This window comes from Nostoc sp. XA010, assembly GCF_020829625.1.
Lineage (GTDB): Bacteria > Cyanobacteriota > Cyanobacteriia > Cyanobacteriales > Nostocaceae > Nostoc.
On record NZ_JAIVFX010000012.1, the window covers coordinates 138,632 to 154,928 of the forward strand.

The 16,297-nt window shown below is 40.9% G+C and carries 9 protein-coding genes; 5 read left to right on the plus strand and 4 right to left on the minus strand.

Annotation, left to right across the window (positions count from 1 at the left end; genetic code table 11):
• Nucleotides 1-31 precede the first annotated feature (31 nt).
• Together LC608_RS19035 and LC608_RS19040 are read right to left on the minus strand one after the other, a co-directional pair.
• Entirely contained in the window at nt 32-2,011 is a 1,980-nt protein-coding gene (locus LC608_RS19035) for an ATP-binding protein (RefSeq protein ID WP_229555006.1), read from the minus strand.
• Complete coding sequence (locus LC608_RS19040; RefSeq protein WP_229555007.1) at nt 2,008-3,276, minus strand: DUF4255 domain-containing protein; 1,269 nt, start codon at nt 3,274-3,276, stop codon at nt 2,008-2,010. The genes LC608_RS19035 and LC608_RS19040 overlap by 4 nt, the downstream gene beginning before the upstream one ends.
• A 355-nt stretch (nt 3,277-3,631) precedes the next feature.
• Between LC608_RS19040 and LC608_RS19045 the strand changes: the two genes are divergently transcribed.
• Together LC608_RS19045 and LC608_RS19050 are read left to right on the plus strand one after the other, a co-directional pair.
• Nucleotides 3,632-5,266, plus strand: a complete 1,635-nt coding sequence (locus LC608_RS19045; RefSeq protein ID WP_229555008.1) for a serine/threonine-protein kinase — start codon at nt 3,632-3,634, stop codon at nt 5,264-5,266.
• Nucleotides 5,267-5,765: 499 nt separating this feature from the next.
• On the plus strand, nt 5,766-7,538 hold the full coding sequence (locus LC608_RS19050) for a ShlB/FhaC/HecB family hemolysin secretion/activation protein (protein ID WP_229555009.1): 1,773 nt from the start codon (nt 5,766-5,768) through the stop codon (nt 7,536-7,538).
• Between the two features lie 86 nt (nt 7,539-7,624).
• Here the strand turns inward: LC608_RS19050 and LC608_RS19055 are convergent, their stop codons facing one another.
• Entirely contained in the window at nt 7,625-12,298 is a 4,674-nt protein-coding gene (locus tag LC608_RS19055; RefSeq protein ID WP_229555010.1) for a CHAT domain-containing protein, read from the minus strand.
• Nucleotides 12,299-12,819: 521 nt separating this feature from the next.
• Between LC608_RS19055 and LC608_RS19060 the strand changes: the two genes are divergently transcribed.
• From LC608_RS19060 to LC608_RS19070, 3 genes are all read left to right on the plus strand, one after another.
• Nucleotides 12,820-13,479: a COP23 domain-containing protein gene (locus LC608_RS19060; RefSeq protein ID WP_229555011.1), complete on the plus strand. Its 660-nt coding sequence runs from the start codon at nt 12,820-12,822 to the stop codon at nt 13,477-13,479.
• Between the two features lie 86 nt (nt 13,480-13,565).
• On the plus strand, nt 13,566-14,363 hold the full coding sequence (locus LC608_RS19065; RefSeq protein WP_229555012.1) for a serine protease: 798 nt from the start codon (nt 13,566-13,568) through the stop codon (nt 14,361-14,363).
• 26 nt (nt 14,364-14,389) lie between these two features.
• Complete coding sequence (locus tag LC608_RS19070; protein ID WP_229555013.1) at nt 14,390-15,061, plus strand: tetratricopeptide repeat protein; 672 nt, start codon at nt 14,390-14,392, stop codon at nt 15,059-15,061.
• Nucleotides 15,062-15,084: 23 nt separating this feature from the next.
• Here the strand turns inward: LC608_RS19070 and LC608_RS19075 are convergent, their stop codons facing one another.
• On the minus strand, nt 15,085-16,146 hold the full coding sequence (locus LC608_RS19075) for a nucleotide disphospho-sugar-binding domain-containing protein (RefSeq protein WP_229555014.1): 1,062 nt from the start codon (nt 16,144-16,146) through the stop codon (nt 15,085-15,087).
• Nucleotides 16,147-16,297 lie beyond the last annotated feature (151 nt).

The window sequence follows — 16,297 nt, forward strand, 5'->3', positions numbered from 1 at the left end:
AAAATTATGTTGGTAGCTGATAGCTAAAAGTTCATTCAATCCACCCGCCAATTTCTGCCTCCGTCAACGCTTTCTCCAACTTCGCATATTCACTTTTCGCAGCCTGCAATACATGTTTCATCTGCACTGCCTCCCCAGCATCCGCAGCCAAAAAAGCTGCATTCAAAGCAATGTTACGAATATTACCTCCAGCAACATTTAACCGTGCCAATTGTGTAGCATCTAACCCCTGAGTTGGCGTATCGCAAGGAAAGATCCGCCGCCAAATTTCCGCTCTTTGTACTGCGTCGGGAAAGGGAAACTGCACTACGAAACGGATACGCCGCATAAAGGCTGTATCGATCGCACTCTTGATATTTGTCGTCAAAACTGCCAAGCCTGGGTAGCATTCCATCCGTTGCAGTAGATAGCTGACCTCGATATTGGCATAGCGATCGCGTGCATCTTTCACTTCACTTCTTTTACCAAACAGCGCATCAGCTTCATCAAACAGCAAAATCACCCCACCCTGTTCCGCAGCATCAAATACTTGTCGCAAATTTTTCTCTGTTTCGCCAATATATTTACTGACAACCGACGACAAATCAATGCGATAAAGGTCAAGCCGCAATTCCTCTGCCAACACCTCGGCTGCTAAAGTTTTACCAGTACCGCTTGCACCAGCAAATAAAGCGCTGATTCCCAAACCCCGCGCACCTTTGGCAGCAAAACCCCAAGTTTCATAGACAGTAGCTCGTTGCCGCACATGTGCTGCAATGTCACGTAAAATTTGTTTCTGCGCTTCCGGTAGCACCAAATTTTCCCAATCTGCCGAGGGAGTAATGCGTTGAGCCAGTTCATCCAATCGGGGACGAGCTTGCACTCTACAAGCATCCCATAAAATACCACTTATATTTTTCTCATCCCCCTGACTCAAATATCCGGCAGCTTCCGCACAAGCAGCGTGAATAGTTGCAGCACTCAAGTTAAACTGATTGACTAAAGTATTTACTTGCCCGTTGATTTGCGGCACTAAATCAATAAGTGCTTCCTGCCAAACTGCACTTTGCTCTTGGGAGGTTGGTTGCTGCACGTCAAAACGGACTGCTTGGCGTTGCGACATCCGCATCCCTTCTCGGCTGCTGAGAATTAAAACACTGTTTGTGCGATCGCTTAGATGGATAATTGCCGTAGCACGAGCAATATCATTCGTGTCTATCTCGTCGCAATCAATAAGTAAGGCACTTGGACTTAAAATTGTCTCACGAGTCCACAAGCGAATTAAATTCTCTTGTTCACTAGCAACTAACGGCACGACTTGTGCGGGCATTACATATAGGTTCAAACCCAGGATTTTACAAATTGTTGCTGCAATGCCACGTTTACTTCCACTTTCGGTACCACATAACTGTATAATTGGCAATAGTTTAGTTTTGGGAGTTTGAGATAATACCCCGAAGACTCGCTCTGCTAGCGCTTGGTGAGAAGGAACCAAATCACCCGCAAAATTTAACGGCTCGATAATGCCAGCTAGACGTTCGTCAAGATACTGCATACCAGCAAGATAATGCAAAATTCGCTCGTCTATGCGGAGGGGACTGAGGGTAAGGGCAGAACCTTCGCCAATTTTAATTAATTGCCAGCGACGCAAAGATGAGTTAGGAGCGATCGCATCCCAATGCGGGTTGGGTAATGCAGCTAAGGCAAGACTGAAAGTAGGGTAAAGTCGCTGTGGATCTCCTTGAGCGATCGCACACAACTTAGCAAATTCTCCGCTAAACTCCACACCCGCACACAACAGCAGCAAATCTCGTTCAAAGAGTGACAAACTAAAGATTCTGCACAGCCTGTCTAATGCTGAGGGTGCAGACATAGCCGCAACAGCCTCGTGTAAAGCTTGTTGCTGCGCTTGTAATTCAAGTTGCTCTTTAGCACTGTACTTTTCTAAAGCACATCTGACTACCGCTAAAGCTGCTAAGAGATGGCGCTGGTTGGCTTCATGCCAGTTTGTACTAATCTTTGAAGCATTCATGGAATTTTTACCTGCGGCGAATCATATTCACCAGCCTGATTTTTGTATAATGGGCTTTCGGCCCCATCCACTTGCACCCGGACAAAATAGCTTCCAGTCTGGATATTTTTCAAAGGAATAGTTATTGAGTCAGTGTCTTCTGTGCGTGGCGACGAAAAAAAGTGATAGGCTTGTCCATTCTTATCAATAGTAACTTCATTCAGTAATAAAACTACTCGCTGTGCCTTGCCAACTTTCGGATTAAATTTCACCGTAATCTCTGGCGATCGCAAATCAATGCTACTTTCCTGCACCTGACTAACTATAGCGCTGATAATTGGATGCAGCACAAAAGCAGCCACATTTGATGATACTTCATAATGCGACATTGCGGGAGTTCCCATTTTTAGATGTATCACTTGCACACTTTGAACGCCAGCGTATAAGTTAGGGGGTAAGGTTACACTCATTTGCGTTTCTTGAACTACCTGGACTTCGATCAACTTGTCCATACCCCCTAGTCGAATGCGAGTTATATCACCGCGCAACTGCTTACCACGAATAATTAAGGTGCTACCCGCCACAATTATATTATCAGCTGCGGTTGGGGTGATAACTTGTTCAATTATTGGTTCAGAAAAAGGCGTTACCTCAGCAGAAGGTTTTAAATTGCGGCTGTTAATTAATACCATTGAAGCTTGATAGCCAGCAGAGGGGCGATAATGAGTTTGCAAGGAAGACCAAAGCTTAGAAGTTTCTTCCATGTTAAAAAACTCTGGGCAAATTTTAATTTGTCCGATGTGTTCCGCTAAATCGAAGACAGACACAGCTGCTAACGCTTGCGACAAGACACTAGAAGTATTGACTGTTGCTGCATTATTCAAAGAAGTTTCGATGACATTGCGAGTAAGAACAGGCATTTCATGCAATAATTGCATAGCATAACCGAGTAAAAGCTCTGCCTGAAAATCTTTTGCTCCATAAGCTGTAAGTAAGTAGTGCAGGTCAAGCGCCAAAGGGGGATTTTGAGAGCGCGATCCTGGTGTTCGCTGTTGCTTGCTGCGAAATTCTTCAGACATCCAGTCAGCATTGCGATTCTGCGTAACTTGATAAAGAAACAAATTGATTTGAGCGCGTTCATCTGTTCCTTGGGAAACGCGGTCAGGGGGAAGAGCAGTGACAATGACATCACCAAGACTAGTGGCGATCGCATCTTTGACAAGACCATTCTCTAACAAGTCCTTCAGTACTGCTGTTACCGCTGCTATAGATAGCGCGTTATTCATTTTTAATTCTCCACAGTGCTAGCACAGATAATTCTTCACAAATGACTGCGTATTTTTCCGAAATCTTGACATTAAAGGTTGTAATTATCAGCAATGGTTATTTTTCTATTAAATAGGAACATCTCATGCCATTGGAACATCTAAAATTACTAATAGCAAAGACTGCAATTAATTTTCATAGCCAGATATTGACCTGATATTCCAGTATTGCTTCACACACTTTCTTATGATAGTGTCTTATTTAATACATATTGTGGTGATGAATTATCAGATTAAACCAGGCAAAATTAATTAATCTTTGCACTTTTTGTGTGTGAAAACTTAATCAACAAATAATTAGGATAGTGTTTGCCAGATGAACTCCCTGTCTACCTCAGATTCTTGGATTGGTCGCATGATTGGCGATAATCAACGCTACCGCTTAGAAAAGCGTTTAGGCGGTGGCGGTATGGGAGATGTGTTTTTGGCGATGGATACTAGACTGGGACAGCAGGTAGCATTGAAGCTACTTAAGGATACGCTGGTAGCCTCAAAAGAGATGAGAAAGCGTTTTGAGCGTGAGGTGGAAGTTTGTGCTGCTCTCCAAAGCGATCACATCGTCAAAGTTACGGACTGTGGTGTTACTGATGAAAAGTTTCCATTTTATGTAATGGAGTATCTGCGCGGAGAGACGCTACGAGAGTTGCTTCAGCGAGAGAAGCGGCTATCAGTGGAACATACACTAAATATTATCAACCAGGTTTGTAAAGGTTTGCAGCTCGCCCATCAAGGTGTCACTTTATGGCGAAATGGAGCAACCAAAAGTGAGCATATTCAGGTCGTTCATCGTGACCTTAAACCAGATAATATTTTTTTGGTGTCTACAGCAGAAGAATTAGTCAAGATTGTCGATTTTGGCATTGCCAAAATTCGCAATGAATCTTCAGAATTTACAAATCTTACCAGTGCATTTTTAGGTACTTTTCGCTATGCAGCACCGGAACAGTTAAAAGGCGAAATTAACCTAGATGGACGAGCAGATATTTACAGTTTGGGCATCATTCTTTATGAAATGCTGAGTAAAGCCGATCCGTTTGGCTTTAGCATCAAAGCTAGAAGTATAAGTGAAGCCTCTTGGATTTTTGCCCATACCTCAGAACCACCCACACCTTTGCGATCGCAATCAGGCTGTGAAAGCTTATCTCCTCAACTAGAAGCGGTGATTATGCGGTGTTTGCAAAAAGAACCAGAAAAACGCTTTGCCACTGTAGAAGAGTTAAATCAAGCATTGCAAGCTGCTGTTAATTTTGACCTTTATGGTGTAGCAAAGGTTGCTCCCGAAGACACAATTGCCCAACTTCCTTCTTCCAACGTAGAAGGCTCTTTTGAAGAAACGATTCCTCGACCATTGACTGCACCACCAGCCAAACGCGAAGATACAATAGTTCAAACTCCACCCGCACCACAGCCAACACCACACCCAACACCAGTCAAACGCGAAGATACAATAGTTCAAACTCCACCCGCACCACAGCCAACACCACACCCAACACCAGCCAAACGCGAAGAAACAATAGCTCAAACTCCACCTGTACCACACCCAACACCACACCCAACACCAGCCAAACGCGAAGAAACTATTTACCAGCCTCCAAAAAATTCTCCACCTCTGAAGGCAGGTGTTACCATTGCGCTAATTGCGATCGCCTGCATCGGTGGCATTTTTGCATATCCTCTAGTGACATCACTGCTTGCTTTGAACGAGATTAAAAATTTCAACGCGATAGCAAATTATGAAGAATGTATTGCTAGTTCAGAAAAAGTGCCTCAAAATTCCAGAATTTATCAGGAAGTTCAAATAATTCTTAATAAATGTCGGATGGAATATGCCATCAAACTAGCAAAAGATAACAAGTGTTTGGAAGGATACGAGGTATATAATAAAATTCCTGCTGATAACCCACTTTCTTCTCAGACTCAAGCAAATATTAAACAGCTTTGCGATTTATAATAATAACCTAGCTTGATAAAAGCCACATATCATTCATATAGGAGTCGTATTTGATTCAAAAAAAACAAATACACTCTCAAAAGTTTCCCTACTTCCCACTCCCTACTCCCTGTTTACACAAATAATTTTAAAAGTCAAAGCAGACTTCGTATATCTATATATAGTATATTTTTGGTAATTTGTGAGGGCTTTTTGTATTCACTATTGCCTAGTAAATGCATAACTAAAACAATTTATGAAGCAACATTAATTGAAATAGATAAAGATTAAAAATAAATGGATAGAGATATATAATATGCTAAAGTAATCAATAATTTAAATCTGTAAAAATCAAATAGGAATAAAAAATTTGCGATTTTTAATAAGAAGTTTTTCCATGTGTAGTAGATATGGAGTTGCAATACCAGTTGTATTATTTTGTCTTTGGACAAGTCATGCTACTGCTACCAATTTAAATAATTTCTCAAAAAATATTGCAACATCCAATTCATCTAATAGAGTGACACAAGTCCCACCCACTCCGTTAGAAAATTCTGAGCCGAATACAAATAGCGACGAAACACCTTTAGAAGAAAATCCATCCCCATCTATTGACAATAATCAACCTGTTACCCCTTCTACTAAGCCAGAAAGCGCTGAAACACCTGAATCTGCTCAACCTTTTCCAGTAAATACAATCAAGGTCACGGGTAGTAAAGTTTTTAGTCCAAAAGAGCTTGCTGCTATCAATTTATCTTTTCCGGGTTGCTCTGTTAATCTCGCAGAATCTACAGGTGAAGCCAAAGATGACGTGATTTTTCGTTTGAGTCGAGACAATTCAGTGAGTCAGCTTACGGAAGGATGTTCTGTAACCTTGGCAGAACTAACAGAAGTTTCCGACAAGATTACACAGCTTTACTTAAACAAAGGTTATATCACATCCAGAGCTGTGGTGTTGGAAAAGCAAACTGTTACTAATCCTAATCGCGAGGTAGAAATTAAAGTTTATGAAGGAACAATAGTAGAGATAAAAGTAGAGGGAACGCAAAGGGTAAACCCAGAGTATATCCGCAGTCGAATTAGACTTGCCGGACTGAATCCTTTGAGAAAAGACAAGTTAGAAGAACAGTTGATTTTACTGCGTTCTGACCCTTTATTTAAAAATGTGGAAGCCAGCTTGCGATCGCCTGGTGCTGGAAGCAAGTTTGGGGAAAGTATTGTCATCGTGCGCGTAACTGAAGCGCAACCTTTTAAGGTTGTTGTTGGGATAGATAATTATTCACCTCCTAGTATAGGTTCAGAAAAGTTGGGTGTAGGTCTGGCTTACCGTAGCTTAATAGTTTCTGGTGATCAAATTTCTGCTGCTTATAACCGTTCTACAACAGGTGGACTTAATTTTTATGACTTTAATTATCGCCTACCCGTTAACCCGATGAATGGTACTGTGCAAGTGCGTGCAGCAATCAATAATTCTAAAATTACCGAGCGACAGTTTTCACAGTTAAACATTCGCGGTGACTCCGAACTTTATGAAATTAGTTATCGTCAGCCATTAGTGCGATCGCTTCGCGAAGAATTTGCTTTATCCTTTGGGTTTTCATACCAGGATGGTCAAACGTTTTTGTTTGACAATCGACCGTTTCGTTTTGGAATTGGACCAGATCAAAATGGCGTTAGCCGTACTAGTGTATTTAAGTTTGGACAAGACTATGTGAAACGCGATCTCCAAGGTGCATGGACTTTGCAATCGCAATTTAGTTTGGGTACAGGCTTATTTGATGGAACTATCAACGATCATCCTATACCAGACAGCCGCTTTTTTAGCTGGTCTGGTCAAATACAAAGAATACAACAGTTGAGCCAAAATCAACAGCTGATTGCAAGTCTTGATTTGCAACTGACACCAAATAGCCTTTTACCATCCCAACAATTTATTATTGGTGGTGGTCAATCAGTGCGCGGTTATCGACAAAATGCTCGTTCTGGCGACAATGGATTTCGCTTTTCTGTGGAAGACCAAATTTCCGTCGTGCGAAATGAAGCAGGTTTAGCAACTTTGCTACTTGCCCCATTTATTGATGTCGGTGCAGTGTGGAATAATTCTGATAATCCCAATAATCCTTCTTTACCCAGTCAAAGATTTTTGTCTAGTGCAGGTTTAGGCTTGCTATGGCAACCGCTTCCTAAGTTGAATGTGCGTTTAGATTACGGTATTCCATTTATCGATTTACGCGATCGCGGTAACAATGCTCAAGATTCAGGCTTCTACTTCAGCGTTTACTACCAACCTTAAATTTTATTTATAAACGTTGGTGTGCAAGTAGGGTGCGTTTAATGAAGTTTAACGCACCCTATTTAACTCCTGACTCCTGACTTTTGTTACCAAGGATTACCAATCATGGTAAATGCTGACCAATAATAAGGATGCTTGAAGTCTAGTTGCAGTTTTGATTCAGGCGATTCTGATGGTAAATCAACTGCTCTTACTGAAGTACGCAGCTTACCATTTTCAATAACGACTTGACCTTTAATCATCGCTATTTGCGCTTGTCGTAATGCCTCTGACTTGATAGGTGCAGTCTTTAATTGCTTGTAAAACTCCGTCATTAACCCTAAAGTTCCCGCATCGCTTACTTGCCATAAACTGGCAACAGCAGTCTTTACTCCCGCCCTATGCGCTAGTCCTCCAAAACCTAACTCAGCATTTCTATCTCCTAATGCGGTACGGCAAGCACTTAGTACCAACAACTCTGCGGGGGGGTTATTTAATTCATTCATTTGCTTAAACTTCAGCTTGCTATCCCACAATTGAATAAAGGAATTATCTGCTTCTCCACCCTTAAACTCTCCATGTGTTGCTAAGTGAATGATGCCGAATGGCTGAGACTTGCGTATTGATCGGAGATTATTTAGGGTAAAGTTTTGATTGAGGAAGAATTTACCTTTCCAAATATCCCGTGCTACAATAGACAATTCTTCTGGTACGGCAGGTAAAGGTTTTAGCTCTTGAAATTTAGATGCTCCCATTGCCAGAACTTGCGAGTTTCTAATATCGACGTAGCGAGTATCAACTAACTCTAGAGCAAGTGCAAAGCCAACGCTGTAGTTCTCCACTAAAAATTGTTTACCGTCGTGAAGAGTTGCAAATGGCAGCGATCGCAAACCCTCATCTGCAACAAACAGCAGATTGTTAATGCCTCTTTTGTCTAACTCTGCTTTCAAAGGAGCAACCATTAATTTATACAGTTCCTGAGCAGGTTCTAAATAATCTTCGTTATTTGGATCGTTTGCTATAACCTCACCATCTTCCACCGCACTGTAAAGCTGCTCGGCAGTTTTTAATACATTGCCTCGCTTTGCCGTAGATATGGTTTTGCTAATAGGTTCTCCATTTGCAGTGACAATCACTAAATTTAGTTGGTCGCTATCCTGCTCGGTTCCCAATATATTTCCATCTACACCAGAAGGTGTAAAACTGACATAAATAATTGCAGGTTTAACCCCAGTTGCTTTTTCTATTTTACGGAGAATATCACGCGCTTGAGACAAACTGACACGAGGCCGATCGCGTCTTTCTTCTCCTGCATAAGAATAATACTGATTGGCGAATTGGTTGTCTAGACCTTCAATACCAGGATCGAAAGATATAGGTGTCCCCCCATCAACAATGGGTAGTGATGGTGTTACTGTTGGTGGATTGCTTCTCTCTATTACTTTGGTAATTTCTGGCGGTGGTAATTCTGGATTAGGGGGGGGTGGTGTTGGCGTAACGTTAATTCTTACCTGTTGTGGAGCTGAAGAAGAAACGCGATCGCTTGCACTAAAGCTAAAAGGATTCAGTTCTCCAGAAAAGTCTTGTGGTGGCGTATATTCGAGAGTGTTACCAGGAGACAAAATTGCAGTTTGCGTTCCCGGAACTACTTCTACACCATTGATTGTCAATTTTCCGGCTGTAATTGCATCAATTACCAAAAAGGTATTATCACTGTTAACATCATTGACATTTGGATTTAAATCTGCATAAGTAAACTTCAACGATTGATTTTGTTGAATATTAGGTAACTGTGGATTTGCCGTGAGCGTAGGTGGAGTGTTAACGGAATTGATGGTGATATTACCATTTGTAACACCACCGTTGTTTTCTAGTACCGGAAATGTTGCTGAAGAAATTACTGGATTAGTGCCAGCATTAATCGCTCCTCTTGTCCCATTGACAGTTGTTGCATTACCCACAATAAATGGTGTGTTGTCTGCTCCACCATTGTGTTGAATTATCACAGTACCTGGAGTAGCACCTGCGGTATAGATGGTGGTGTTAGCAGGAACAGAGCTTTCACTACCAATTGGTAATACACCTGTTCCCCTAACAACGCCGTTTGCAGTTATTGCAACGTTTCCGCCTCTAGTCTGGACATTCTCTGTATTTTCGCCTAAATTTTGGGCTTCGCTTTTAATTGTGTTAAAAGTAACGTCACCTCCAGATTGCAAGTTAACAGCACCACTTAATGCATTCAACTCAGCAACTTCTGCCAATGGATTAATAAAAGCAGAAGTGTTAATTTGCCCTGCTGTAATACTACTTCTGGTTGTAGTTAAATCTACTGAACCACCTGTAGCACCTTTAGGATCACTAGCAGAAGAGTTTATATCTCTTGCGTTGATGCTACCTCCAGCTTTGAGCGTTACTGAACCTGCTTGAGAGTCTCTGATAATAGGAGGGGGATTTTCAACAGGGGGATTTTCAACAGAGGGATTTTCAACAGGGGGAACATAGCTTGCAGAAGAATCAATATTGCCTTGAACGACAATATCTCCCCCCGCATCTAAATTTACTTCGCCACCTATAGCAGCTAATATTACATCTTGGTTAAGACTATTACTAGAGTTGAATGCAGAGGAGTTGATGGAATTGGTGGTAATATTACCTCCAGCCTTTAATTCAACTGCTCCCCCTTCTGAACCTGAAGAGCCAGAACCTTCAGAGAAGGAATTGATATCACCTGTAGTAATGTTACCGTTGTTAGCATTGAGAGCGATCGCACCACCTCGATTACCAGAGGCAGAGGAATTGATATCACCTGTAGTGATATTGCCGTTGTTAGCATTGAGAGCGATCGCACCACCTCCATAACCAAGGGAAGCAGAGGTATCTAAAGTAGTAGTATTTATTTCACCAGCCGCACTAATTAGTTTAATATCACCAACAGAACTATTTAAAAGTGTTGTGCTAATTGCTGTAGTAGTAATATTGTTACGTGCATCAATTGTAACTGAACCAGCAGATGCATTAATTTGCCCTGTTGAAATCGAGCCAGTAGGCAGAGAAAGATTAGGATTATACTGGTTTGTTAAAAAGACAACACCCCCAAAACTGGTTGCAATGTTGCCAATTGTTATATTTGCGCTTGTTGGAGTTCCAGTAGTACTAGGTGCTGAGTTAGAAAACCCTTCTGTATTACCTAAAATCCCAGGAGTACCAAATGCAGTAGTTCCCGCTCGGATGTCGAGAGTTGGTTGGTTGCCACCATTAATAGAGATACTTGTTCCGTCTGATAGCGGGACGTTCTCGGCAATAAAGTTCCCAAAGGCTGGTATAGGGCCTGCGTTTGTGTTTATAAGCTCCCCGCTATTAATCGTTACTCCACCGGGAATATTGACGCTACCCCCTGCTAAAATATGCAATGAAGCTCCCGTGTAACTTTGGAAATTGACATCTCCACTAGCCCTAACAACAGGGTCATAAGGACTAAACAAACTCCCCAGGCTTCCATCTAATTTCTCAATGCGAAAATTACCGCCTGTTGTAAAATGAGCATCGCCTCCCACTGTGTTGAAGGAGCGCAGCACTATATCTTTACCAGAGAAGAAACCACTGGTAAGATTATTCAAGGCAAAAATATCAACTTGTTGATTACCCTGAAGAAAAAGTTCTCCACCTGCTTTGGCAATAAAGGGATTTGCCACACTATCCCGCACCCGCACTGTATCCCCAGCCAGCAGTTTTAAGTCTCCAGTTGTGTTGAGTTGACTTTCTACCCCTATCAAATTGCGATTTGCTGAAAGGGTTGCTGTTTTCGCTGTCACATTTCCTGTTACTACATCCCCATTTGCCACAGGAATATCTGAACCTAACAGTTTAACGCTTCCGTCACTATTAATGGCTAATTTAGTGGCATTACCACCCGCAGATGTCAACAGTTGCGGCAAAGATAAAATTGGTAAGCTCCAAGATTGCGGTTGATTACCAGTTGTTGTCAGAGGCTGGATTTCTAAACTTAAAGGACTTCCCGGTTGACTCAAGCGCACTAATTTTTCACCTGGAACGGCAGAGACAATAATCTGCCCCTTTGGCGCTGATAGTGAACCAGTATTAGCAACAGTTCCGCTTAATAAAGTTAAATTTTGCCCCTCTCCTACCGTCAGATTTCCTGCATTATAAATGGCTCCTGGTTGACCCATCGAAAAGCTAAAAGCATCAGGATTGCCTATTAAAGCTGCATAATTATTTGCACCTGTTGCACTGAAAAAATTCGAGCCAAAACCAATTCCATTGGCAGTGGTAGCAGTAAAAGCTCCAGATACATTTAAGCTGGCATTAGAGCCAAAGACAATACCAGCCGGATTCATTAAAAATAAATTAGCATTGCTCCCCGTCACCTGAATTTTGCCATTAATTATGGACGGATCGCCACCAATAACCCGACCCAAAATGTTCTCGATTTGGGGATTGGCTAAAAAGTTGGCAATCTGCTCGGCATTCAAACCAAATTGCGTAAAAGTGTGGAACAGATTGGCTTTGTCTCCAGATAACTGCCCACCGTTAATATCTATTTGATTACCATTAGGAGTGACAATGGTACCGGTGCCATCGGGTGCAGCTACTACTTGGGCTTGCACTCGATTTATACTCAGAATGCTAGTTGTATGTAATACAAACCACAAAACAACACCTTTAAATAGCAATAAAGATAGTTTTATATTTAAGTTTTCTGGAAGAAAAAAACTACCTAAACTGATTTGACGATTATGCCTTGATTTAGCTGGCAGATTCATAGCTTAAACTTTATTTTTATCTGAAAATTTTAATACAAACCAAAGCAACACAAACTTAGTAACTTTGTGCGAACTGCATCTAATAAAAATAGCTGCTTTCCCTGTTTCGTTTTAATTACAAAATTTTATTTTTTGTAACTATTAAGTTATTTAGATGTGTGATTTTCCTAGCATTATAGATGATGTTCAGGCGAAATAAACAATAATCTTTAAAATTTTTTATAAAATTCCGGCTGTTTTAAGCCTTGCAAAAAGCTTTATAAGTATTCCGGAATAGGTAATGAAGTTTTTGTAGTCATAATATGATAATTTGAAAGTTATTCTAGCAACCTATAAAGTTGATGCAAAAATTTTGTTGCCAAAAATCAAGCTAATATTCGGCTGATTGTTATTTGCTAGTTAACTGCGTAGGATATTTGGCAGCTGGCAGTGAAGCACGAATGACTCTCAGTATTTAAGCTTATTTGGGTTCGTTTACTAAATTTAGTATTTGTTCACATATTCACAAAAAGGAGTACATAATGATTTACAAAATTAGCACTAAATTGTTAATGAGCGTGATCGTCTCAAGTATTTTTGTACTATCAACCGAATTTGGACTTGCACAAGCTCAACCTACCCGCAAAGCAGACGTAACAACATTTCATTGCATTCGCCAGGGTAAAGGTTATGCTACAGTTGCTCGCAGGGGTAGTCGGCAAACTGGTGCAATGATTACTTGGAATAGTACTGCTTTTGGTCCCAAATTTACGCCTCAAAAACGCTGCGAATTAGTTAGCCAGCGTTTGAGCAAAGCTGTAACAAGTAGTGGTGGAAAACTGAGTACATTAAAATTAACTCATGGAATTGTTGGCTCTAACCCCGTAGTTTGTTACATCAACAACACTAGAGAAGTTTGCAATTCTAACAATCTTATATTGACTTTGAATCAATCAGAGCGTGGTCAAGAAGAACAAGTCCTCAACGAGTTTAAAAAATTTAGTGTCGGTGCTACGAGTACTCCCTTGTCGCGCGAGGCGGACGGCAGAACAATCATCAGACTAGGAGTACAAATCGATAAAGCTTTCGAGACGGATAATGCAACCGAACCAGCAACTCCCGATGCATCCGTCGCTCCAACTCAAGAAGCTGCACCTTTATCTACACCGTCAAATCAGCCCTTAAAAAATAATGGCATCTAAATTTTAATTTAAATTTAAGCCCAAAAACTGTGAGATCATCGCAAATTTTGCACTCTCAAATGGGGTTGTTGTTGGTAATCGTACTCATGCAATCTTGTTTATCAACATCAGTGAGTCAATCAACTTATAAAATAGAGCAAGGAGTCAAAAAATCTTTTACTAATAACAAAACTATAAGTCTTAGAGAAAGCAATTCACCAGTGGCAGAAATTGCCAAGAAAGTGACAATCAGGATATTAACAGAACCAGGCTCTGGTTCTGGGGTGCTGATTGCTCATCAAGGTGAAACGTACACAGTTCTAACTTGCCAGCATGTGGTTGCTAATAGCAAAGGTAGTAAATATAGTGTTTTGTCTGCTGATGGGAAAATTTACCCCGCACGTTTAAAAGCTATCCGCAAGTTAAAGGATATAGACTTAGCTTTGGTACAGTTTGACAGTAAAACTATTTATCCAGTGGTTAAGCTAGGAAATTCTAATCTTTTAACGGCTGGCTTTCAAGTTTATGCCGCCGGATTTCCAAATTATCACTCGATTAACAAAGATGCAATAGAGGATACTCGCAATTGGGGAACAAAAGCATATCGTTTTACAACAGGAAAGATTTCGATGATGTTAGTAGATAAATCTCTTCCCCAAGGGTATCGTCTAGGTTACACCAACGAAGTAGAGGTAGGGATGAGCGGTGGCCCGGTTTTAAATGAAAAGGGCGAACTGGTTGGTATTAACGGAAGGTTAAAGTACCCAATACAGGGTATTGATGTATTTACATTTGCTGATGGTTCTAAGCCTTCTGTAGAAATGTTTCAGCAAATGGAGGCTCTCAGTTGGGGAATTCCTATTGCTATGTTTCGACAATTAGCAGAAGATTCTCTAACTCATTGATTAAACTTTGAGAAAGATGAATTTTTATGAAGTTTATAAACCCAATTATGATGTTTAGCTTGCTCGGTGGAGTAAGTATTACTAGCCTCATAGCAGCAGAAACTGCTTATGCTCAAATAAATATTCAGCAGATGGCTGCAACAAGCTGTGCAGTAATGTCTGGCGAACGCAAGCTTGATCGGCAATCACTTCAATATTTATCAATACTAGATTATGATTTTGCGGATGCTAATCCAGTTGCGATCGCTCTTTTTCGAGAAGTGAGCAAACAATGTCCGAAAACATATCTGAATTTTCAGCAGCGCAAGAGAGTAAGCAATCCTTTTCCACCTGGTTATCTCGTCAAACCAAATCCTACTCCATTATTAAACTCTAACCCTCAGCCAGACATGGCAAAGTATGATGAGGCAATCCGGCAGCACCCGGATAATGCTGAGGTATATTTTGATCGGGGTAACGCTCGTCTTGCTCAGAAAGACTTTCAAGGAGCGATCGCTGACTACACAGAAGTTCTTCGCTTAGAACCCAACAATCCAAAGGTTTATGCCAATAGAGGGTTAGCTCGGAAAAATTTAGGTGATAAAAAAGGTGCGATCGCAGATTTAGAAGTGGCGATGAAACTGTTTAAGGCTAAAGGCGATCAAAGTTCTTACCAAAAGATTCTTCCGTGGCTTAGAGAAGCCAAAAAGTTACCTTAGAAGACGAAAAGGCAAAAGTATTTTTATTCTGTTAATTCAAGACAAGCTTGTATAACCTTATCCATAAAATTTTGATTCCAATACGCAAACCTTTTTGCCTGTTGTTGAGCGTTTTGAGTAATTTGGGGTAAATGAGCGATCGCACTTAACAAACTTTCTTTAGTAAGTGGTTCTTGCGGTGCAACTGCGACACCCAAATTTAACAGAGCTTTTGCCGTATGCCACTTTTCCATATCTTTAGGAAAGACGAGTTGTGGTATTCCAGCCAACAAACAAGCTACTGATGTTATGAAACCTGCATGATGTATTGCAAGAGACTTTCCTTTTAAGACTATTTTTAAATCATCAAAAATACACTCTGGCTTCAGGGTTTCTACCACTAACGAATAGTCATGCCAATCTTGTGTAAGATAAGCCCAAACACCTCCACGTTCATTACCAAGGTTTTCGGGGAATGGTGCGGAATGAATTCCCACATATTCTGCTTTTCTAACAGCAGTATAAGGATCTAATTCTGGAATAGAGAAAATAAATGAGCGATCGCCATTCAGCAAATAGCCAAGGGTAGCATCAAAGCCAGTAACTTGCCTTACCGACGCTTCTACTTCAGCTTGACGGTGAATTGCTGCAATAGGTAAGGGTAAAGGGCGAATAGGGGGAAAATCTTTGATTGGTGGCGGTATACTAAAGCCATTGCCGACTACCACAGTGGGAATTTTTCCTTTTGCGGCTAACACCAAAGCTGGCGCATAATCAGCAATAATCAACGATGGCTTAACTAAATCAATTAGATTTTGCCATGCTTTGAGATGAAAACTTAATGTCAAAGCTGTACTGAAACCAAATATATATAAAATGTCAGTAAATAAATAAGATTTATTATCGCCTTTGTCATCCAAGGAACGCATCATTGCTTTTGGAGCTTGTAACACCTTTCCTGGAAGATTGCAATTTTTAAACTGGGCGTTCTGTAAGGCAAAAATCGGTTCAATTCCAAAAGCTTCTAATTTCTGAGCGATCGCTGCTAGCAAGTGAAAGTGTCCTTGCCCTCCACCAATTTCCCAAGCAAGTAAGACTCTAGTCATTTTACCATATCCTCAATCTCTAGATGTTAAGCTAGAGATATCTTTAAGTTTTATCAATAGCCTACATAAAAAGTACTATAGTAATTGAAAAATTAATATTCCAGCACTTACGCAATCAATAGCCAAAAGCCTTATTGTCACGTAGGGGCAA